Here is a 20,862-nt window from a genome sequence, read left to right on the forward strand (position 1 = left end):
CGTACCGGAACTCGTTACGAAGATCGGCCGCTCGCCGTGTCACCCGAAAGAGCTACTCCGACCCTCTAGGGTGGGCCACGTGACGAAGTCTCACAGGGTGCCGGCGGACCTGTTCCGCTTCACCACGGCCGCGGGCGCGGAGCTGCACACTGCGGTTTTGCGTGCTTTCGGCATGGCGAACGAGCGCATGGAGACGTCACTGGCCCTCGACGACGTGCAGCAAAAGCTCCGGGACGTCGGTTGGGCCGAGCAGGTGACGGACGAGCAGCTGACCGACTCACTGAGTGCGCTGAGGCAGTGGGGGCTGATCGAGAGTGGGCAGCACCGGTACGGGCTCACGAAGCACGGCGAGGCGGCGTTCGCGGGCGTTCAGCACGCACTTCACACCCTGACCAGCCGTGGGGCGTTGCAAACCGGGGTGCTCGACGCCATCGCGGACCGCCTCGAAGAGCTCCGGACGCCGACGAAGAGGGCGTTCGCGGCGTTGATGGAGCTCGAAGGGCACGTGGGCACGCTGCAGACGAACACCGCGCGGTTCAACGCGGACCTGCAGCGGCTGCTCAAGGAGGAGCACGACCTCGCCACGTTCCAGGACGTCAAGCGCACGACGATCACGTATCTCAAGGACTTCATCGCGGACCTCGACGCGCGCAAGCACCGGATTCGCGAGGCCACGAGCAAGATCGACGAGCAGGCCGTCCGCGAGCGGGCGAAGGAAGGCGCTGGGCTCTACCAGGACGAGGACTGGTTGCAGCAAAGAAGAGAACACTGGCTGAACCTCAAGGCCTGGTTCCACGACACGCCGTCCAAGGCCGACGAGCTGCAGGACGTGGCGCGCAAGGCGATCGTGCAGCTGCTGCGGGTCCTCGACCGGATCAGTGAACAAAAAAAGCGCCCGACGAACACCGCAGCCGACTTCAAGGCGCTGGCGCACTGGTTCGCCAGGACCACGGAGGACGAGGCGCACGAGCTGTTCAACGCCGCCTTCGGGCTGTGGCCGGCGAGGCACGCGCACCTCGCGCACGCCGACGGGGAGCTGATCCCGAGCGGCGAGCCGTGGCACAACACGCCGCCCGTGAACCTCTCGCCACAACTGCGCACAACGGGCAAGCAGGAGCACATCGGCAGTACCGGCAAGATCCGCGATGTCGAACACATCCGCCGCAACCGCCGTGAGCAGGCCGAGAAGGAACGCGCCGAGCTGGAGCACGCGTGGCGGCAGATCCAGACCGACGGGCCGATCCGGATCTCGACGCTGACCAACCTCGACCACGACACCTTCCACCGGCTCATCGACCTGGTCGGGCGGGCGCTCGGCAGCGATCCGGACAGCACCGGCACGCGCGCGGCCGGGACGAGTGACGGGCGGATGCAGATCAACCTGCGCAACGCCCGCGGCTGGGCCACGATCACCACCCAGAAGGGCACGCTGAGCGGGCCCGACTACGTGATCGACGTGCAGAGCCGATGAGCAGGACGGGGAACCAGCTCGCCCGGCTGGAGAGCGAGGAGGTGGCGCGTGGCGTCCGACTGTTGCTCGCCCGTCCGCTGCTCAGCGCCGCCAACGATCCCGACGGGTTCGACCTCGTCCGGCGCAGGCGCGAACCGATCGTGAAGTGGTTCGACTACTACTGCGGCTGGCGCGTCACCGTCGAACCGCGCGCCGGGTACGCACGCCTGTTCAAGACGACGCGAAACCCCGATCGCACCAGGCCCGCACCGGGCTTCGACCGCCGGCGTTACATCCTGCTGTGCCTCACGTGCGCGGAGCTGCTCACCGCCACAACGACAACCGTGGACGCACTGGCCAAAAGCGTTCAACAAGCGGCGAGCGCAGAGAACCTGCCGCCGTTCGACCCCACCCGCCGCGCCGACCGGTCCGCGTTCGCCGACGTGCTGAACTACCTCCAACAGCAAGGCGCGACCGAGCACAACGAGACCGAGATCCGCAGCGACCCGGTCGTCGTCACCCGCCTGCTCGCCGCGCCGAAGCCACCCTCCACAGTGGACACCATCGAGGATCTCACCAAGGAGACTCGGTACGACCAGGCGCACCGCAGCCTGTGGCAGCGGCACTCCACCATGCGCAGGCTCATCGACGATCCCGTGGTGTACAAGGAAGATCTGACCGAGGGTCAGCGCGCGTTCCTCAGCTCCCCCACCGGCCGCAAGATCGTCCAGACCGGTATCGGACTCGCCGGCTGCACGCTGGAGGAACGCGCCGAGGGCTATCTCGTGGTCGATGCCGACGCGATCGCCACGGACACCAGGTTCCCGGACGACGACAGCCACGCGAAGGTCGCCGCGTTGTTGTTGCTCGACCGGTTGGCACAAGGTCCCGCACGAACAGAGGACCTGGTCGAAGAAGCACGCGAGCTGCTCACCAAGTTCCGCAACTGGGCCAAGGCCTACCAGTCGGACGGCGGTGCGGGCAGGCTCGCGGCGGACGGGCTCGCGCTGCTCGAGGCGTTCGGGCTCGCGCGCAGGGAGAACGGCACCGTTCGCAGGCTGCCCGCCGCGGCCAGGTACGAGGAGCTGCATGACTGACCGGTGGCAACCCAGCCGCGCCGGGATCATCAACGTCTGGCGCTACTACGACGAGATCTTCACCTTCCACCAGGGCAGACTGCTGCTCAGAGGCCCGAACGGCACCGGCAAGTCGAAGGCCCTGGAGCTGCTGCTGCCGTACCTCTTCGACGCGAACCTGCGCCCGCACCGCCTGTCGACGTTCGGCAGCGCGGATCGCACCATGCACTGGAACCTCATGGGCGAGGGCAACCAGGGCAGCACCCGCGTCGGGTACGTGTGGCTGGAGTTCGAGCACGACGACGAGTGGTTCACCTGTGGCGCAAGGCTTCAGGCCACGACGAACACGTCCAACGTCAGCGCCGCGTACTTCACCACCAGCCAGCGAATCGGGGATCTGCAGCTCGTCAACGAGGCCGGCCGCCCGTTGACCAAGACCGACCTCGTCGCGGCGATCGGTGAGCACGGTGTCGTGCACGCCTCACCGGCCGACTACCGCCACACGGTGCGGACGACGTTGTTCCCCGGCGTGAGCGAGCAACGGTATGACTCGCTGATCACCGCGCTGTTGCAGCTGCGCACGCCGAAGCTGTCCGAGCGGCTCGACCCGAGCGTGCTGTCGTCGTTGCTGTCCAAGGCACTTCCGCCGCTGGACCAGTCGGACCTCACCGAGATCGCCGAGGGTTTCGAACGGCTCGACCGGCAACGCGAGGAGCTGCGCCGGCTCGATGAGGAGATCGCCACCGCCGAACGGCTCGCGGACGTCCAACGCACCTATGCGCAACGTGTGCTCGGTGCATCGGCATGGGCGTTGTCGTCGTCGTCCGAACAGCTGGAAGAGCTCACGCGCGCAGCCCGCATGAGCGAACGTCGGTACCAACGCCAGATCACGCTGACCGACGAGGCTTTCGAGCAGCTCGCGGCGCTGGGACGGGAGGCGAGCGCGGTCGACGCCGAGATCTCCGGGATCTCCGACCTGCCCGCCTACCAGGAGGGCAAGCAGCTCGACCTGTTGCGGCAGCAGCATTCCGCCGCCATTCACCGCGCCGCCGAAGCCGCCGAGCACGCCGCCAAACTGCGCGCACGCGCCGTTGCGGACGACGAGCAGGCCGCGCAAACCAAGGCCGATGCCGCCGCACGCGCTGATGAACTGCGGCACTCGGCGCACGAAGCCCGTGAAGCCGCCGAACGCGCGGGCATGCCGTCGGTGTTCGAGGAGATCGAAGCCGGAACGGACGCGCGAACAGGCCGTCAGCTGCTCAGCGCCGCCGTGGACTCGCGCACGGCCGAGATCAACACTGTCCTGCGAGCCGTGGCGCTCCACGAGAGGGCAGTCGACGCACGGGACGCGGCACGTCTTCGACTCGACGAGACCCGCGAAGAACTCGACCTCGCCACGGACGCGGAAACGGCCGCGCAGCAGGCGTTCGAGCAAGCGTTTGCGAAGTTCGGCGCCGACTTCGAGACGTGGGCACACGGCTGCTCTGAGCTGCGCGTTTCCGAACACGGCGAGGTCGTCGAAGCCGCCGCGCTCGCCCGCGAGGAGTTCGCGGCGATCGAGGCCAGGCTGCACGAGACACGCACGGCGCTCAACGGCCAACTCGCGCAGTACAACTCCATCCGCGAGAAGCTCGCCAACCAAGTCGATGTGCCACCACCGGCGCCGTACACCCGTGACGCCGATTACCGCTCATCTGCCGTGGGCGCCCCTTTGTGGCGCCTGGTGAACTTCCGCCCTGGCACACCACCCGACGTGTGCGCCGCCGTTGAGGCCGCCCTCGAAGCGTCCGGACTGCTCGACGCGTGGCTCACCCCGGGCAACTCGTTCGGCCTCTCCGACCAGGACCGCTTCGCCGAACCGCTGCTGGCCAGTCCCGCACCCGGCCGCACGTTGCTCGAAGTGCTCGTCACCGACGACGACCGCGCCTACCGGTTCTTGGAAGGCATCGCGTTCGGTGAGACCGCAACGGGCCACACGGCAGCCGTTGGCGCCGACGGCACATGGCGCCTCGCGAACGCGCACGGCCGATGGACCAAGCCCTCCCCCACGTACATCGGCGACGACTCACGCAAACGCGCGCGGGCAGGCCGAATCGCCGAGCTCACCGGCCTGATCGAGCAGCTCGCCACCGATCTGTCCGGGGTGGACGCCGCGCTGGCGCAGATCGCCATCCGCCGCGCGACACTGGCCGGCGAACTGGCCAGGCAGCCCTCGACCGAACCGGTGGAGATCGCCGAGGAACAGCGCACCAAGGCTCAGTTGCGTTGCGCGGCCCGAAAAGACGCCGTCGCCGCCGCAGCCCGCCGAGTGTCCGAAGTGGACGCGATGGTCGCCGAGACCCTGCGCATGGCCAGCAGTGACGTCCCGGTGAACCTGGACGCCGTCGCCGCGTTCGGCACCGCTGGCCACCGCTGGCTGGACGACCGGCACGACGCGTTCGCCGCGGAAGCGCAGGCCGCCGAGGCGATGACCCGGTCCTCGGTGAGCAGTGCGCTGGCCGACGAAGCCGAGGAAGCCGCCTCCGCACGCCAGCAGGAAGCGGCCGACGTCGCCATCACCCTGGAGACCGTCGAACGGTCCGCCGGTTCCGAGTTCCACGCCCTCGACCAGCAGCTCATCACGTTGCGCACCAAGGCCCTTGAACTGGCCGAGCAGCGCGAGACGTTGCAGGACAAGCAAACCTCACTGGCGCGCACCCTCGGCACGTTGGAGGAGAAGCGCAAGGTCGACACCGCGCGTGCCGCGGAAGCCGCAGCCGTCAAAGAGGCAGCCGAAGAACGCCATCGCCACCTGAGCAACAGCCACCTGCCCGCCGACGCCGGCGACGTACCCGACGGCCCGGTCGACACCAGGCTCATCCGCGACGCCGAGTCCCGCCTCGGTCTGGCCGTGCACGAGGCCCAGCAACAACTGGCGGGCCGCATCGACCTGTCGCTCGACCCCGACGACAACGTCACGATCCTCAGCGCAACGCTGGACGGCGCGCGAATGGGCGCCCACGCGCTGTTGGAAGCACTACAGGCCGAACGCGACCGCATGCGCACACACATCACCGACGCCGAGCGCGACCTCTTCGACCAAACCCTCACCGGCGACACCCGAAGGCACATCGCTCAGCGCATCCAGGGTGCCTCCGAGCTCGTCGACACGATGAACCAACGCTTGGAGCGCGTCCAAACCGCGTCCAACATCCGCGTGCAACTCGACTGGCAGGTCGACCCCCAGCTCCCGCCAGGCACCCGCGAAGCCCGTGACCTCCTGCTGCGCTCCGACCTGGACGACGCGGAACGCACCGTGCTGCACCAGTTCTTCCGCGAGCGCGTAGAAGAAGCACGCGCACACGACACCGCAACGGGCTGGGAACAACAACTCGCCCAGGTGCTCGACTACACGACGTGGCACCAGTTCGTCGTGAAGGTCGACCGGGGCGACGGCTGGGTCCCCGTCACCAAACGCGTGCACGGCGCGTTGTCCGGCGGCGAGAAGGCAATCGTGCTGCACCTGCCGTTGTTCGCCGCAGCAGCAGCGCACTACCACGCCACGCCGCACGCACCCCGCCTGATCCTGCTGGATGAGGTCTTCGTCGGCGTCGACGCGACGAACCGCGGCCAGCTCCTGGAGCTGCTCGTCGCGTTCGACCTCGACCTCGTGCTCACCTCGGACCACGAGTGGTGCGACTACCGCGAGCTGACCGGCATCGCCATCCACCAGCTCACCACCGGAACCGACGGCGACGACGCCGTGACGACCGTCCGCTTCACCTGGGACGGCCACAGCCTCAAGGCCGATGACTGAACAACGCCAACAACTCCCGCTGCTCGTCGTCGAGCGGAAACGCCGGGTTGTGCCGCGGATAGATCTCCGCGGCCTCCCACAGATGCGCGCACACACTCGACGCCACACCGATCTTGAGCCCACGCGCCCGTAGCTCAGCCACCACACTCGCAGTGTCGAACAGGTACACGGCGTCCACGACCATCGGCTGCACGTCCGCGGCCACCTTCGGCCCGGTCAGCACCAGATGGCTGTCCGGCCCGTCCTCGCGCAGGTCCAACAGGTTGTCGCGCTTCAGGTACCACCGGATGTTGACGGTCCGCCCGTCCGCGAACCGCCCGTCGACCCCCTTGGCCGCGTGCTGCTCCAGTTCGATGCCGAAGACCTGCGCCGCGATCCAGTCGCCCAGATGCCCCACCTGCACAGGCCGCCGGATGCACGCCGACAGCGCGGCGTCGATGCGGTTGCGTTCCTGGATCAACCCGGCCACCCGCTTCACGTCGCTCACGCCCGTCCTCCCGTGGAACTGCGTTGCATTGCGTAGGTGCGCAACAGACGCGGTACTTCGAGCCGCACAGGCGAGACGTCACCGACGCGGTCCAGGCACGACACCAACAGGCGCGCGGACGCCCGCGCGTTGCGCAACGCGGAGTACGCGCGCGTGATGCCACCGCCGAGTTCCATCGTGCACACGCCCGAAGCCGGGAACTCGTGTCCCAGCAGGGCGAACTCGGCGCGCAGGAAGACCAGGTGGAACGGCAGGTTGTGCGCGACCAGCACCCGGCCGGACAGCCGGGCGGCGAGCTCGCCCGCGACACCGGCGAAGTCGGGCGCCCGCTGGATGTCCGCGGCGGTGATGCCGAGCCGGGCACCGAGGTCGCGGCGCGGGTTGACCAGCGTGCACCACTCGTCGGTCCGTCTCCCGGACGCGTCGACGTGGACGATCGCGACCTCGACCACCCGGTGGTGATCGCCGAGCCCGGTGGTTTCGACGTCGACGACCGCGTACCCGTTGCTCATGCCGGGGGTGTCGTTCGGACCCGTGTCTTCTGTTAACCGCTGTCATCCGATAGGGCTAACGCGAGCTCGCCGCGGTTCGCGACGCCGAGCTTGGCGTAGGCGTTGGACAGGTGGTTGTCGACGGTGCGCACGGAGATCACCAGCGACGCCGCGATCTCCTTGTTCGTCAGCCCGCGGGAGGCCAGCACGGCGATCTCCCGTTCGCGACGGGTGAGCTGCGTCGTCGTGATCAAGGCCAACGCCGGAGTGCGCGCGCCCTGGCACATGCCGACCAGACGACCGAACAACGCCCGATTACCGGATTCGGCGGCAGCTTCCGCCGCCAGCAACATGAACCCCGCCTTCTCGAACCTGGTGGCGACCTCGGCCAGAGCGTCAGAATCCTTGCTCACCAACGCCTCCGCGTGCGCCGCGAACACCGGCACCAAGAGCCCGGTGGTGTTCGAGGCGAGCTCGCGCAGCCGTCCGGCAGCGCGGTCGGCGTGGCCGAGCCGCACCGCTTCGTGGAGCAACAAGGCCTCGGCGGCGAGCTCGCCGTGTGCGTGAACGTCCGCCACCGCGTCGAACGGCGACACACCGCCCGCCCAGATCCGGGCGAGCCACAACCCGAAGCGGTACGGCCGCATCCCTTGCGGCGCCTGCGCTTCGGCTGCGGCGAGCAGGTCGCGGGCGTCGTTGCCCAGCATCGCTTCTACGAGCGCGGACTCGCACAACTGCGCGAACGGCTTGATGGAGCGTGCTTCTCGCAGCCACCCGCGCGCGTCCTCCAAGCGGCCACGCGCCCGTGCCAGCCCGGCCAGCGAAGCCGCCCAGATCGACCGCATGGAATCCCACTCGGACTTCTCCGCGTGCGCTTGCACGGCAATGCGTTCCGCACCGGCCAGATCGCCGTGCATCGAGCGGACGAACACCTCGGCGAACTTCGTGGTCTCCCAGGCCAACGGGAAGTCCTCCCGCATCGGCACCTCGGGGAAGGGGCCGGTGTACCGGCCTTCCACCACGTCGATCATCGCGAGGATGGCGGCCTCTTCCGGCGCCTCGTAGGTGAGCGCCGCGCGCGCCTCGGCGTACTTTCCCGCGTCGAACAGCAGATTCACGCGGGCGGCGTTCATGTCGAGCATCTCCGCCGCCTCCTCGACCCGCCCGAGGCCCCAGGCCAGGTTCATGGCGCGAATGGCACGCCCGACCGGTGTGTCGTCGGCGGCGACCACCGTCGCGAAGACCTCCTCGGCCTCCGCCGGACGGTCGCTGAACACCAGCACCTCCGCCAACAGCCGTGCGGCGTCCGCACCACCACCGACCGACCAAGCAGCGCGTGCGAGTCGTTCGGCCAGAGGTACCGCACCGGTCGCGGTGGCCAGCCGTGCAGCCGTGAGCAAGAGAGACGGGTCGTCTGCGGTGCCGGTCTCAAGACGCAACACGGCTACACGCAGCGGATCGTCCAGCACCGAAGCCAGATGGCGCTGATGGTTCCGTTTGCGCAGAGGCGGGCACTGCGCGCGCAACACCTCGCCGTACAACGGATGCGCCAGACGCAACCCGTCGTCCGAAACCGTCACAAGCCCGTCCAACGCCTCGGGCGCGGCCAAGTCGAGCGGCTCACCGAACGCCAGCAGCTCCAGCACACTGCGTTCCTCGACATGCACGGCGGCGAGATGCGCCTCGATCAGCTCGATCAGCCGCGGTGACAACGGCACCGGCCCGTCCAGCGACCAGACGCCGCCCTGCGACACCCACCGCGCAGCGAGGTGCATTTCCCGCAGCAGCAACATGTTCCCGGCGGAAGCTGTCCACAACCGACTGGCGGCACCGCTGTCCACCGCGCCGCCCAGCACCGTCTCCAGCACCTCGGTCACCTCAGCGGAGCCGAGCGGTTCGAGCTCGATGCGCGGCAGCAGTTCGTCCTTCCAGAGCGCCACCACCGGATCCGGCGCGCGCTCACCCGAACGCAGCGTGGCCACCACCACCGCCTCACGGTGCTGCACGAGCATGTGCAACAGACCCGCGGACGCGTCATCGAGTAGATGCACGTCGTCGACCACAACAACGCGACCAGCGAGCGCGGTCCGTGCGACGTGCAACATGGCCAACGGCGAGGGCTCAACCGACGGCAAGAAGGGCGCCATCACGCCAAGAGGAATGCCCGACATCGCGGACGTGGCACGCAGCCGTACGTCGCACGCCACCTCGTCCAGCAGCCGCGTCTTGCCCACGCCGGCCGGCCCGGCCACGATCAGCCCGGCGCCGCGCACCGCCCGCCGGACCGCGGCGAGCTCGGCGTTCCTCCCCACGAACGGCCACCCCATCCGGCCAGGCTAGGTGATCGGCGCGGACAAGATGGGTGATCGCCTACTCATGCCCCCGAACAGCGCGAACGCCACGCTGACGCTATGAGCTTCTTCGCAGACCCGACCCCGTACTTCGACAACTGGCGCGAGCGGGGACCGTCACTGATCGAGGGCCCGGACGGCCAGGAGACGTGGATGATCGCCCGTTACGACGAAGTGGTGCAGGCGCTCGACCACCCAGGACTCAGCAGCGCCGTGATCCCCGGCGGCATGCTGAACCACACCGACCCACCCGAGCACACGCAGCTGCGCAAGCCCGTCGCGCGCGCGTTCTCCACACGGCGAATGGAAGCGCTACGACCGCGCATCGAGCAGATCACCAACGACCTGTTGGACGCGTGGGAGACCGCGGACGAGGTCGACGTGATCCAGACCTTCGCGTATCCGCTGCCCATCACCGTCATCTGTGAACTGCTGGGAGTGCCCGAAAGGGACAGGGAAATGGTCCGCACGCTCACCTCGGAGCTGCTCGCCCCGGCGACGATGGTGGACGCCTACGGCAGGTTCGCCGGGTACGTGCAGCAGCTGCTGGAGACCAAGGAGCCCGGTGACGACGTCATCACCGAGCTCCGCGACGAACCGAACCTCGTGCAGAACCTCGTGTTGCTCATCACAGCCGGCCACGAGACGACAGTGCAGCTCATCGGCAACGGATTGCTCGCGATCCTGCGCGATCCCGCCGTGAGGCAGAAGTTGGTCGACGACCCGATCCTGCTGCCGGACGCCGTCGAGGAGTTCCTGCGCCTCGACGGTCCACTGGCCCTGGGGGTGGGTCGGGTCGCGACCTCCGACGTGATCATCGGAGGGGTGGAGATTCCACGGTCTTCGCAGGTCACCGTCTCACTTGGGGCAGCGAACCGGGATCCGTCCCGGTATTCCGATCCCGACGTGTTGCAGCTGGGTCGAGACCCACACGTCGCGTTCGGACACGGCATCCACTACTGCGTCGGGGCGCGGCTGGCTCGCATCGAGGCCGAGATCGCGTTCGGAACGCTTCTTCGGCGTTTCCCGGAACTCGTGCTCGCCGCTGAGCCCGAGTGGCGGGAGTCATTCATCCGAGGCTTGGCGTCATTTCGCGTGCGACCGAAGCCCTGACGGCTGCTCGGGCCGCCGACAGGTCGTCGACCGCGTAAATCTCCGGGCAGGAGGCGATGACGAGGTCCTTGTCTGACGCGACAGTCAACAAAGAAGCTTTCTCGGTCAACGACTTGGCTTGCCGGACAACTCCCTTGGCATCGACGCGGATCAACGTGACCCACGTCTCTGACCAGGGAAAGTCCGCGACGGCGCTGGATTTCCGCAGGCCTTCCACATCGAACTCGGCAAATCTGGGCATGCCACCAAGATAACGAGTGAAGGTTGCGGAAAGTCAAAGATCACCCTTTCACCGCAATGCAGCCAGCAGATGAGACAGGTTGACACCAACGGCGTCGGCCAACCGGCGCACGACTTCTGGAGCGGGTGCCAACGGGTGGGTGTCGCGGGTGAACGGCAGGCCTTCCCCACCTGAAAACTTGGATTGCGGGGTAACCGGCGCGAGGATCGGGTAGACGCGCCAGCGGGGCACCTTCGAGTCCGCCATCGCGAGCGTGTTCTCGTGCCACAACATCACCGCGGATTGACGGATGTTGCGCGCGAGGACGCACCCGTAGCCCGTGAGCGTGATCGCGCGCGCGGCCGCCCGCACCGCGTTCCGGAAGTCCCCTTCCACCACCCAGACACCGTTCATGATCTCCGCGGTGAAGCCCTCGGTCTCCAGCGCGGCGATCGTCTCGGCGTGCTGGTCGTCCGCGGCGGCCGTGGCGAGCTCGACGACCTCCTGGACCTCGGACTCCGTCACGACGCGCGCTCCGGCCTCGGTGGAGGCGTGCAGGAGGCGTTCCACGTGCCGGTCCTCCGCGTAGGCCGCCCACTCCTGGGCCTTCTCCCATGCCGACCGTGCGATGACATCGGCCTCGGATCCGCCGCGCAGCCGTGCGTCCTGCAGCAGCTGCGCGAGGACCACGGCGATGACAGAACTCACCAGCGCGTCGTCATGTGACTCGTCGTCGCCGGGCACGAGAGAGATCACCAGATCGCGCAGATCCGCGCGCCAGCTCTCGTCGCCCGCCCACACGCCGATGGCGAGCAGGTTGAGGTAGTGGTCCGCGAGGGCCATCCGCACGAGCAACGGCTGACTGCCCGCCTCACGTGCGTCACGCCGTGCGGTCGCCTTCAGCTGCTGCCGTTCCGCGGGATCCGCCACGCCCACGCGGATCTTGTCGAGTTCGTCGAGGAAGTCGTCCCACCGGCCCTCCGAAAACCGGGCGAAGACGTCGTCCACCTGATACCTCCAGCTCACAGTCGAGCGACGGACTCGAGTACTCGTCTGGTGCGCGCCACTTCGTGCGCGCGGAAGACCGCGGCGCCCGCCACCGCCGCGATCGCAGTCGCGACGAGGGTGCCCTCGACGCGCTCGTGCAGTTCCACGCCGAGGGTCTCCCCGACGAAGTCCTTGTTGGACAGAGCCATCAGCACCGGCCACCCGGTCGCCACCAGCTCGTCCGTGTGCCGCACCAGCGCCAGGCTGTGCCACGTGTTCTTGCCGAAGTCGTGTGTGGGGTCGATCAGCACGCTCTTGCGCGGAACACCGAGCGCGACGACCTTCTCCGCGTGCGCGGTCGTCTCCGCGATGACGTCCGCGACCAAATCCGGATACGTAACCCTATGCGGACGCGTACGGGGCTTCACGCCGCCCGTGTGCGAACAGACGTAGCCGGCGCCGTACTCCGCGGCGACCTCGGCCAGCCGCGGATCCGCGCCCGCCCACGTGTCGTTGAGCAGGTCCGCGCCGGCCTCGCAGGCGAGCCTGCCGACGTCCGCGCGCCAGGTGTCGCTGCTGATGATCAGATCGGGATAGGCCTCGCGCACGCGGGCGATGAACGGGACGACGCGGCGGACTTCTTCTTCAGGGTCGACCAGGTCGCCGGGGCCGGCCTTCACGCCGCCGATGTCGACGATGTCCGCGCCTTCGTCCACGACCCGGTGGACGGCCTCCATCGCGACGTCCTCGGCGTAGGTGGCGCCCTTGTCGTAGAACGAGTCCGGGGTGCGGTTGATGATCGCCATCACCAGCGCGTGGTCGCGGACGACGGTCCGGCCGCGGAACTGGAGCTCGATCACATCCCGTGTCTACCAGGTGGTCCCCGACTCGTGCACATGGCGGACGTCTCATACTGCCCTGCGTGGAACTGGTTCAGGCCGTCGACGCGGCGTGGGAGCGGGGCTGGCTGCCCTACGACGTTCGCGAGATCGTGTCGCGCTCGCTCGACGAGTCCGCTGCCTCGCTGGTGGTGGACGTGATCGCTTTGTCCTGTTCGCCGCATGTCTCGTCGACCGTGCATCCCCGATGGCAACGGCAGCTCGACGAGATCGGCGCCTCTGTGTGGTGGGAAGGCCCGTTGTTGGAGGCGTGGGCCTCGCGCCACATCGAGACGGCGTCCTACGCGTCTCGTACGGCTGCACGGCTGTTGGACTTCCTCCGGCGGTTGCCCACGTTGCCACGCATCCTGCCGTTGCCGGGTGACGCGTTGATGTCGGCCGTGCGCGCGGGTCTGGACCCGAAGGTGCTCAATCGGGTGCGCGCGCTGCTCGCGAAAGCCGAGTCGACGTCGTTCCCCGAGGAAGCCGAGGCGTTGTCGGGCAAGGCGCAGGAGCTGATGAACCGGTACGCACTCGAACGGGCGATGCTCGACGCGGACCTGCCGGCGCTCGCGACCTCGCGGCGGATGTGGCTGGACAAGAGCTACTTCAAGGAGAAGTCGCAGCTCGTGCACGTGGTGTCGGAGGCGTTCCGGTCGCGTGCGGTGGCCTACGACGGCTTCGGGTTCGTCGCGCTGGTCGGCGACGAGGTGGACCTGGAGAGCGTGGAGCTGCTGTCGACGTCGCTGCTGGTGCAGGCGACGCGGGCGATGGTGGCCGTGGGCGGTCGTGCGTCGAAGGGCAGCGAGGCGCGGTCGCGGCCGTTCCGGAAGTCGTTCCTGGTGGCGTTCGCGTCCCGGATCGGCGAGCGGCTGGCTGCCGTGCCCGAGCCCGCTGACGTCGTCGACGAGCGGTTGCTGCCGGTGCTGGCCGATCGCAAGCAGGCCGTGGACACGCTGTTCGACGAGATGTTCACCCGGACGCGTACGTCGCGCGTGACGGTGCGGTCGGCGGCGGGGTGGGGTGCTGGGCGTGCGGCGGCGGACGTTGCCGACATCGGTCCCGGTCGAAAGACCGTGACTTCGGGTTAAGCTCTTGGCGCCGCCCCGCGACCTAGGGTGGTGCACGTCCTTGTTCGGGAAGTCCCTTGCTGTTGCCGCGGTGCTCGCGGTGGCCTTCTCCTCCACTGCTTCCGCATCGTTCTCGCTGCTCAGACCGCTGACGCGCGGCAACGGCGACTCCACGACTCCAGTCATCAGCGCTGATGGGCGCCATGTCGCGTTCCCCTCGCTCGCGTCGAACCTCGTTCACGGCGACCGCAACGGCGTCTCCGACATGTTCGTGAAGGATCTGCGCACCGGGGTGGTGCGGTCGGCGTCTGCTGGTGGCGACGGGCCGTCGTTCGACCCACCGGCCGTGAGCGCTGACGGACGGTTCGTCGCGTTCGTGTCGTCGGCTACGAATTTGGTCCCCGGTGACACCAACGGTGTGGACGACGTGTTCGTGACGGACATGGTCAGTGGTCGCGTGTCGCGCGTGAGTGGTGGCAACGGTCCGGCGTTCGGCAGTCCGGCCATCAGTGCGGACGGACGTTATGTGGCCTTCCGGTCAGAGGCGTCGACGTTGATGGAGGGGGACACCAACGGTGTGGCGGACGTGTTCCTCGCTGATCGGGTCTCTGGTTCGGTTCGACGGATCAGCACTTCTGCTGACGGTGTGCAGGGCGACAAGCTGGTGCATCACGGGCTCGCCATGAGCGCTGACGGCCGGTTCGTGGTTTTTCCTTCTGCCGCAACGAACCTGGTGCCTGGTGACACGAACGGCAGCGTGGACATGTTCGTGAAGGACGTCGTTTCCGGGGCGGTGGAACGGGTCAACGTGTCTGCTTCGGGTGAACAGACGTCGTCCTACACGCTGATGCCCGCTATCACGCCCGATGGCTCACGTGTGTTGTTCGTGGCGTGGGGCGACACTCTCGTGCCCGGTGACACCGAGGACACGCCGGACATCTTCATGAAGGACAGGCGTTCCGGTGCGATCACGCGCGTGAACACCCGCGCTGACGGTGTGGTGTCGGATGCGCAGCCGTACCAGCCGTCGGTGAGCGCGGACGGCCGCTATGTCGTCTTCTCGTCGCTGGCGTCGAACCTGGTGCGCCGCGACACCAACAACGTGGACGACGTGTTCCTGAAGGACATGCGCACGGGGTCTGTTGTCCGCTTGAGCGAGCGATTCGGCAAGCAGGGCAACGACTTCTCGCTGGCGCCCTCCATCAGCGCCGACGGTCGCTCCGTGGTGTTCTCGTCGAAGGCCACGAACCTGACCCCCACCCCTTCGAGTGAACTCCTCCTGCACAACCGCATCTGACAGGGCTCCACCGCCAAAAACCGTCAGACCCCCTCCCTAACGTCGACCCCATGACATCCACCTTCCAGAACGAGATCAAGCTCGGCGAGGTCAACTACCGGCTGAGCGTGTCGACGGACTCCGCGGAGTCCCTGGTGCTGGACCTGCTGGGATCGCACGACTCGGGCGAGGTGATCGCGGACGGCCGCCTTCGACTGCCTGTCGAAGGCGGCGCCACGGTCGGCAAGCTCCTGTCCCGCGTCCTCAGCGCCCACACGCGCCTGCGGGGCCGCACGTCCCGCTACACCAATGCCAACCAGCCCTGGACCGAAGCCCTCGACACCACCCTGCGCTCCACCTGGCTCACCCCGACCGACACCCCGGCCTCGACGCTGATCAGGTCCATCGCCGACGAGATGCACCGCTCTCCCACCGCCATCCGCGCCCGCCTGCCCCGAGTGGGCTGCGATCCGGACATTCCCGGCCGTGAACTCTCCCCGGCCGCCGCCACCCTGCTAGGGGCGATGTCAGGGGCCACTCAGGGAAAGACCTGATTCGCCTGCCGCCCGCCCGGCGCACGCTGAAGCAGTAAGCACCAGCGTCTCAGGGGGTACACAGTGGAAATCGGCGGCTTGTTCACCGCGCTGCTCTTCGGGGCGATCATCGGCGGTCTCGGCCGCCTGGTGGTCCCAGGCAGGCAGCACGTCTCACTCCTCGCCACCATCCTGGTGGGCATCGTCGCGGCCCTCCTCGGCACCGCGGCGGCCACCGTCCTGGGCGTCGCCGACACCCCGGGCATCGACTGGATCGAACTGGCCCTCCAGGTAGGCCTGGCAGGCGCGGGCGTGACCATCCTGGCCAACCGCTCCAAGCCCAAACTCCACCACTAACCCCACCACCGGGCACAGGGCGGCCCACCGCCGCCCACCCCTCACCCCTCCTACCCGGCCCGGACCCGAGCCGCCCTGCCCGCCGCCGCTCCACGCGCGCGGACCGCACGGGCGCCCAACGGGTCCGCACCCCAACCGCGCAACGCCCGCACGCACCCACCCGCCGACGGCCGCTCCTGCCAACGGCACAGCGCGTCTGCCCAACGCCAACCCGCCACCGAGCCGTGCGCGAACCACCGCGCCCCAACGGGTCCGCGGCTCAACCGCGCAGCGCCAGCAAGCATCCACCCGCCAACGCCGAGAGTCACTCCCGCCAACCACACAGAGCCGCTGGCCAACGCGAGCCCACCGCCGCTCCACGCGCGCGAGCCGCACGGCCCCAACGGGTCCGCATCCCAGCCGCGCAGCGCCGACGCACACCCACCCGCCGACGCCGACGGCCGCTCCTGCCAACGGCACAGCGCGTCTGCCCAACGCCAACCCGCCACCACTCCACGCGCGCAAACCACACGGGCCCAACGGGTCCGCGGCCCGGCCGTCGCTGCGGCACACACGCCCCCACCGCAAGTGCGTGGATCGGCCTGTCCGAGATCACCACGCGAACAACCACACCCTGCTGCCCCTCGAACCCGACAACCAGCGCAGCGACGCGACCAAGACCAAGACCAAGACCAAGACCAAGAAGGCCTACCGCGCCGACATCAGCGGCATCAGCGGCATCAGCGGCATCACACCCGCACCCGCGGGCGCCAAGAACCCGGTCACCAAGAAGCTCGCCGAGGACCTCATGCCCGCGCCCCAAGCGGGCGGCGCCACCACGCACGACAAGCCCGAAGGCCTTGCCGTACTCAGCTTCGGACCGGTCAAGCGACTGGTCGACGTCGACAACGACGGCTTGGACGACGCAGCCGGCGAGTCGGTGTTCCCACGCCTCGGCTGGAGAGGATCACGCTTCTGCTGCGCCCGGCCTCAACGCCAGGTAGGCCGGGCGAAGCAGGTCGACGACGTTCGAGCCGCGCACCGTGATCGGCACGGCGTCGAGCTGGTCGAGCACCGCGTCCGCCCGCACGACCGCCGTGGGGTCGCCGAGGTGCAACGAAGTGGCGGTTTGCCGCTGCCAGAAGGTGTCCAGGCACCGCGTCAACGGCGGCGCCTCCTCGCGCGCGGCCACCGCACGGGTCGTTCCGCGCAACGTGCGGAGGCGCTCCAGCAGGTCCTCACGGCCGCGACCACGCCAGGCGAGGATCTCGAACGGGTCGTTGTCGAACGACTCGGCGAGCAGGTAACAGGTGGCGGCGAGGTGCTTGCACGGCACCTCCCAGTCCGGGCAGCTGCAGTCCATCGTCAGCTCACGCGACGAAGACGGGAACAGCTGCAGTCCCAGCGACGCGAACAGGGTCTCGATGTCGGCCGGCATCTCCCCGGCGAGCAACTTGGCCGCGTACAAGGCTTTCCCGGCCAGCGCGTGCTCGATCCGCTGCCACTCCGGGTTGGTGAACGACTTGATCGCGATCCGCGCCTTGTAGGGCGTCGGCCGAGAACCCTGCACCAGAGCGATGACCATGCTGGTGGACAAGGAGAGCGACAGCACCTGGCCCTGGCGCGCGTAGTTGCGTCCTCGGGTCAGGCGGCCGCCCATCCCGAACGACTCCAGCACCTCGATGAACCGCCGCGACCACCAGGTGGCACCGATGTCGCCGCGCTTGCTGCGCGCCTTGATGCCGTTGTCCACCTTGATGGTCTTGCCATAGCCACGCTCACCGGACCAGTGCTCACTCACCGATGGCCTCCCCCGACAACGTCAGCAGCTCGCGCAACGCGGAGGTCGACAGCTCGGTGAGCCAGTTCTCGCCCGCGCCCACGACCAGCTGGGCCAGCGCGCGTTTCTCCTCGATCATGGTGTCGATGCGCTCCTCCAGCGTGCCGATGCAGACGAACTTGCGCACCTGCACGTTGCGGCGCTGCCCGATGCGGAACGCGCGGTCGGTCGCCTGGTCCTCGACCGCGGGGTTCCACCAGCGGTCCAGGTGGATCACGTGGTTCGCGGCGGTGAGGTTGAGGCCCGTACCGCCCGCTTTCAAAGACAACAGGAACAGCGACGGGCCGCCCGAGTCCTGGAAGCGCTCGACCATCCGGTCACGCGAAGCCTTGCCAGTGCCGCCGTGCAGGAACATCACCTCGGTGTCGAAGCGTGCGGCCAGGTACGGCACGAGCATGCTGCCGAACTCGGTGAACTGCGTGAAGCACAACGCCTTGTCGCCCTCGGCGAGCACTTCCTCCAGCACCTCTTCCAGGCGCGCGAGCTTGCCGGACCGGCCGGCGACGCGCGAACCGTCGCTGAGGAAGTGTGCCGGGTGGTTGCAGACCTGTTTGAGCTTGGACATCGTCGCGAGCACGAGACCCTTGCGCTCGATGCCTTCCGACTCCTCGATCTTCTCCAGCATGTCGTTGACGACGGCCTGGTAGAGCGACGCCTGCTCGGTCGTGAGGTTGCACAGCTGGCGCATCTCGACCTTGTCCGGCAGGTCGCTGATGATGCGCGGGTCGGTCTTCACCCGGCGCAGCACGAACGGGTTCGTGATCTTGCGCAGCCGGGCGGCGGCGTCCTGGTCGTTGTGCCGCTCCACCGGGACGGCGAAGCGGGCACGGAACGTGTTGATCGTGCCGAGCACTCCGGGGTTCGCGAAGTCCATGATCGACCACAGCTCGGCCAGCCGGTTCTCGACGGGCGTGCCGGTCAGCGCGACCCGATGGCGTGCCTTGAGCTGCCGCACGGCCTGCGACTGCCGGGTGGCGCTGTTCTTGATGTTCTGCGCCTCGTCGAGCACCACGCGGTCCCACGTCAGGTCGTTCAAAGCGTCAGCGTCGCGAGCGGCCAGCGCGTACGTGGTGAGCACCAGGTCGTGGCTCTCGACGGCCTCGCGCAACGCGTCGCCGTCCAGCCGGTCCGCGCCGTGGTGCACGTGCACCGACAGCTCCGGGGTGAACCGGGCGGCTTCGCGCTGCCAGTTGCCGACCACCGACATCGGACAGATCAGCAACGTCGGCGGCCGCTTGCCGTGAGAGCGGTTCAACGCTTCAAGTGCCAGCAGCTGCACGGTTTTGCCGAGACCCATGTCGTCCGCGAGGCAGGCGCCGAGGCCGATCTTGTCGAGGAACGCGAGCCACGCCAGGCCGCGCTGCTGGTACGGCCGCAGCTGTGCGCCGAAACCCGGCGGCGGCTCGACCGGTTCGAGCTGCTCATCCGCCTTGCCGGACAACAGATCACCGAGCCAGCCGTCGGCTTCGACGGACATCAACGGCAGCGGCAGGCTCTCGTCCGCCTCCGTCAGTCCACTGTGGAGCATTACCTCGGCCGCGGTCATCTGCCCGCCACCGCGCTTGAGGAACGCGAGACCGGCGGCGAGCCGCTTCTGGTCGACCTGCACCCACTGGCCGCGCACCTTCACCAGCGGCACCTTGGCCCTGGCCAGCTCGGCCAGCTCGGCGTCGGTCAGCGTGTCCTCACCGAGAGCCAGCTCCCACTTGTAGTCCACAATGGACTTGAGGCCGATCTCGCTCTCCTTGGCGACGGTTCCCGCCGTGCCCCGGCTCTTCGTGGTGAGCTTCAGGCCGAGCCTCGTCGTCTGCTGCCACCACGACGGCAGCAGCACGCCGAAACCGGCCTGCGCCAGCACGGGTGCCGCTTGCAGGAACTTGTACGCGCCCTCCGCGCCGACCTCCAGCTCGGCCGGGTGGGACCCGCGCAACGCCTCGTCGAAGTCTGGGTGCAGTCTGCTCGCGCGCCCGAGGTCGGCCAGCAGGTGCTCCTGCGGGGCCGGGATCCAGCGGCGCAGCACCCCGTCGTCCGCGAACCACACCTGAGCCGCGGGCACCAGCACGCTCGGCTCGTCGACCGCCTGCAACAGGAACTCGATCGCCCACTCGTCGTCTTCGCGCTGCTCGGGCGAGCGCAGCCGGAAGCACGTGCGCACCGGGCTCTCGTTGCCCGCGCTGTCCCGCCACCGGTCGAGCTGCTCGCGCAGTTCGTACAGCTCGACGGGATCCGCCTCGAACGCCGGCTCCGCGGTGAGGGCCGCGAGCCAGGCCTCGGCGGTGGTCACGCGGCCGCGCTGTTTCGGGGCCAGCGCCACACCGTTCAACCGGCTTCTGACCTGCTCGTCCACTGCCGTCGTGAGTGCCGCGCGCACCAGTTCGGCCGGATCGCTGACGATCTCCTCGCACCGGCACGCGGGCGGCATCGCGGCCTGCAGCGCCGCGAACCGCGCCGAGTCCGTGCCCGACAACACCGGCACCCACCGCGCGACCGCCTGGTCCGGCGCGACCGACGGCAGCACCCGCCCGCGGTCGGTGAGGTCGGCGGCGAACCCGGCGACGTCGAGCACGAACCGCGCGGAGTCGCTCAGCCGAACCTCGGCGCCGAGCTCCGGTTTCGGTTCGTGGAGGCGGATCGTGGGCACGCCCCACTGCCGCAGCTGCACCTTGCCGCGCTGAGCACGTCCTGCCGCCAACGGGTCGCGCACCAGCTCAGGCGACGCCATCGGCCCTGATGAGAACGACGGCAGCAGCAGGTCGCGCATGATCGTCTTCGGCATCTCGACCGTGAGCGCCGCGGCCAGTGACTCGGCCGGCGCCGCGAACGGGTGCCGTGCGTCCCGGCGCGTGCTCTCGCTGCGTGCGGGCAGCGCGGAGTCCTCGGCCCACAGCGCGAGAACGCCGTCGGTCGTGCACAGGCCATGCAGTACGAGCACCTTTGAACCCTATGTGTTCACATTGG

General features: G+C 68.6%; 16 protein-coding genes. 8 read left to right on the forward strand and 8 right to left on the reverse strand.

Annotated elements, in window-relative coordinates; genetic code table 11:
• Positions 1–79: 79 nt before the first annotated feature.
• From ABZX92_RS18560 to ABZX92_RS18570, 3 genes are read left to right on the forward strand one after another with little or no spacing between them, the layout of a single operon-like run.
• Complete coding sequence (locus ABZX92_RS18560) at positions 80–1,471, forward strand: TIGR02677 family protein (protein ID WP_355560441.1); 1,392 nt, start codon at positions 80–82, stop codon at positions 1,469–1,471.
• The gene (locus ABZX92_RS18565; RefSeq protein WP_355560444.1) at positions 1,468–2,547 is read left to right on the forward strand and encodes a TIGR02678 family protein; all 1,080 of its coding nucleotides are present in this window, start codon (positions 1,468–1,470) and stop codon (positions 2,545–2,547) included. The genes ABZX92_RS18560 and ABZX92_RS18565 overlap by 4 nt, the downstream gene beginning before the upstream one ends.
• On the forward strand, positions 2,540–6,322 hold the full coding sequence (locus tag ABZX92_RS18570; RefSeq protein WP_355560447.1) for an SbcC/MukB-like Walker B domain-containing protein: 3,783 nt from the start codon (positions 2,540–2,542) through the stop codon (positions 6,320–6,322). The genes ABZX92_RS18565 and ABZX92_RS18570 overlap by 8 nt, the downstream gene beginning before the upstream one ends.
• Here ABZX92_RS18570 and ABZX92_RS18575 read toward each other — a convergent pair.
• Genes ABZX92_RS18575 through ABZX92_RS18585 form a run of 3 tightly spaced genes read right to left on the reverse strand, consistent with a single transcriptional unit; the run spans position 6,306 to position 9,627 of the window.
• The gene (locus ABZX92_RS18575) at positions 6,306–6,809 is read right to left on the reverse strand and encodes a hypothetical protein (RefSeq protein ID WP_355560450.1); all 504 of its coding nucleotides are present in this window, start codon (positions 6,807–6,809) and stop codon (positions 6,306–6,308) included. The genes ABZX92_RS18570 and ABZX92_RS18575 overlap by 17 nt on opposite strands.
• Positions 6,806–7,321, reverse strand: a complete 516-nt coding sequence (locus ABZX92_RS18580; RefSeq protein WP_355560453.1) for an exonuclease domain-containing protein — start codon at positions 7,319–7,321, stop codon at positions 6,806–6,808. The genes ABZX92_RS18575 and ABZX92_RS18580 overlap by 4 nt, the downstream gene beginning before the upstream one ends.
• Before the next feature lie 32 nt (positions 7,322–7,353).
• Entirely contained in the window at positions 7,354–9,627 is a 2,274-nt protein-coding gene (locus tag ABZX92_RS18585) for a helix-turn-helix transcriptional regulator (RefSeq protein WP_355560456.1), read from the reverse strand.
• An 84-nt stretch (positions 9,628–9,711) separates the two neighbouring features.
• Here ABZX92_RS18585 and ABZX92_RS18590 point away from each other — a divergent pair, with 84 nt between their 5' ends.
• On the forward strand, positions 9,712–10,764 hold the full coding sequence (locus tag ABZX92_RS18590) for a cytochrome P450 (RefSeq protein ID WP_355560459.1): 1,053 nt from the start codon (positions 9,712–9,714) through the stop codon (positions 10,762–10,764).
• Here the strand turns inward: ABZX92_RS18590 and ABZX92_RS18595 are convergent.
• Genes ABZX92_RS18595 through folP form a run of 3 tightly spaced genes read right to left on the reverse strand, consistent with a single transcriptional unit; the run spans position 10,721 to position 12,831 of the window.
• Complete coding sequence (locus tag ABZX92_RS18595; RefSeq protein ID WP_071812532.1) at positions 10,721–11,005, reverse strand: hypothetical protein; 285 nt, start codon at positions 11,003–11,005, stop codon at positions 10,721–10,723. The two genes, ABZX92_RS18590 and ABZX92_RS18595, sit on opposite strands and share 44 nt — an antisense overlap.
• 48 nt (positions 11,006–11,053) lie before the next feature.
• A complete protein-coding gene (locus ABZX92_RS18600) occupies positions 11,054–11,992 on the reverse strand; it encodes a hypothetical protein (protein WP_355560462.1) in 939 nt (312 codons plus the stop codon).
• 14 nt (positions 11,993–12,006) lie between these two features.
• Positions 12,007–12,831, reverse strand: coding sequence for a dihydropteroate synthase (folP, locus tag ABZX92_RS18605; protein ID WP_355560464.1), 825 nt, complete (start codon positions 12,829–12,831; stop codon positions 12,007–12,009).
• Between the two features lie 62 nt (positions 12,832–12,893).
• On the opposite strand from folP, the gene ABZX92_RS18610 reads away from it, so the two are divergent.
• The 4 genes from ABZX92_RS18610 (at position 12,894) to ABZX92_RS18625 (ending at position 16,085) form a co-directional block, all read left to right on the forward strand.
• The gene (locus ABZX92_RS18610) at positions 12,894–13,940 is read left to right on the forward strand and encodes a DUF2786 domain-containing protein (RefSeq protein ID WP_355560467.1); all 1,047 of its coding nucleotides are present in this window, start codon (positions 12,894–12,896) and stop codon (positions 13,938–13,940) included.
• Positions 13,941–13,980: 40 nt separating this feature from the next.
• Positions 13,981–15,216: a hypothetical protein gene (locus ABZX92_RS18615; protein WP_355560470.1), complete on the forward strand. Its 1,236-nt coding sequence runs from the start codon at positions 13,981–13,983 to the stop codon at positions 15,214–15,216.
• Positions 15,217–15,266: 50 nt separating this feature from the next.
• Complete coding sequence (locus tag ABZX92_RS18620) at positions 15,267–15,749, forward strand: hypothetical protein (protein WP_355560473.1); 483 nt, start codon at positions 15,267–15,269, stop codon at positions 15,747–15,749.
• A 63-nt stretch (positions 15,750–15,812) separates the two neighbouring features.
• A complete protein-coding gene (locus ABZX92_RS18625; protein WP_355560475.1) occupies positions 15,813–16,085 on the forward strand; it encodes a GlsB/YeaQ/YmgE family stress response membrane protein in 273 nt (90 codons plus the stop codon).
• A gap of 946 nt (positions 16,086–17,031) precedes the next feature.
• On the opposite strand, the gene ABZX92_RS18630 is transcribed toward ABZX92_RS18625, so the two are convergent.
• Together ABZX92_RS18630 and ABZX92_RS18635 are read right to left on the reverse strand one after the other, a co-directional pair.
• The gene (locus ABZX92_RS18630) at positions 17,032–17,865 is read right to left on the reverse strand and encodes an SWIM zinc finger family protein (RefSeq protein WP_355560478.1); all 834 of its coding nucleotides are present in this window, start codon (positions 17,863–17,865) and stop codon (positions 17,032–17,034) included.
• On the reverse strand, positions 17,858–20,836 hold the full coding sequence (locus ABZX92_RS18635; RefSeq protein ID WP_355560481.1) for a DEAD/DEAH box helicase: 2,979 nt from the start codon (positions 20,834–20,836) through the stop codon (positions 17,858–17,860). The genes ABZX92_RS18630 and ABZX92_RS18635 overlap by 8 nt, the downstream gene beginning before the upstream one ends.
• Positions 20,837–20,862: the final 26 nt, after the last annotated feature.

Source organism: Lentzea sp. NPDC006480, from assembly GCF_040611995.1.
Classification (GTDB): Bacteria; Actinomycetota; Actinomycetes; order Mycobacteriales; family Pseudonocardiaceae; genus Lentzea.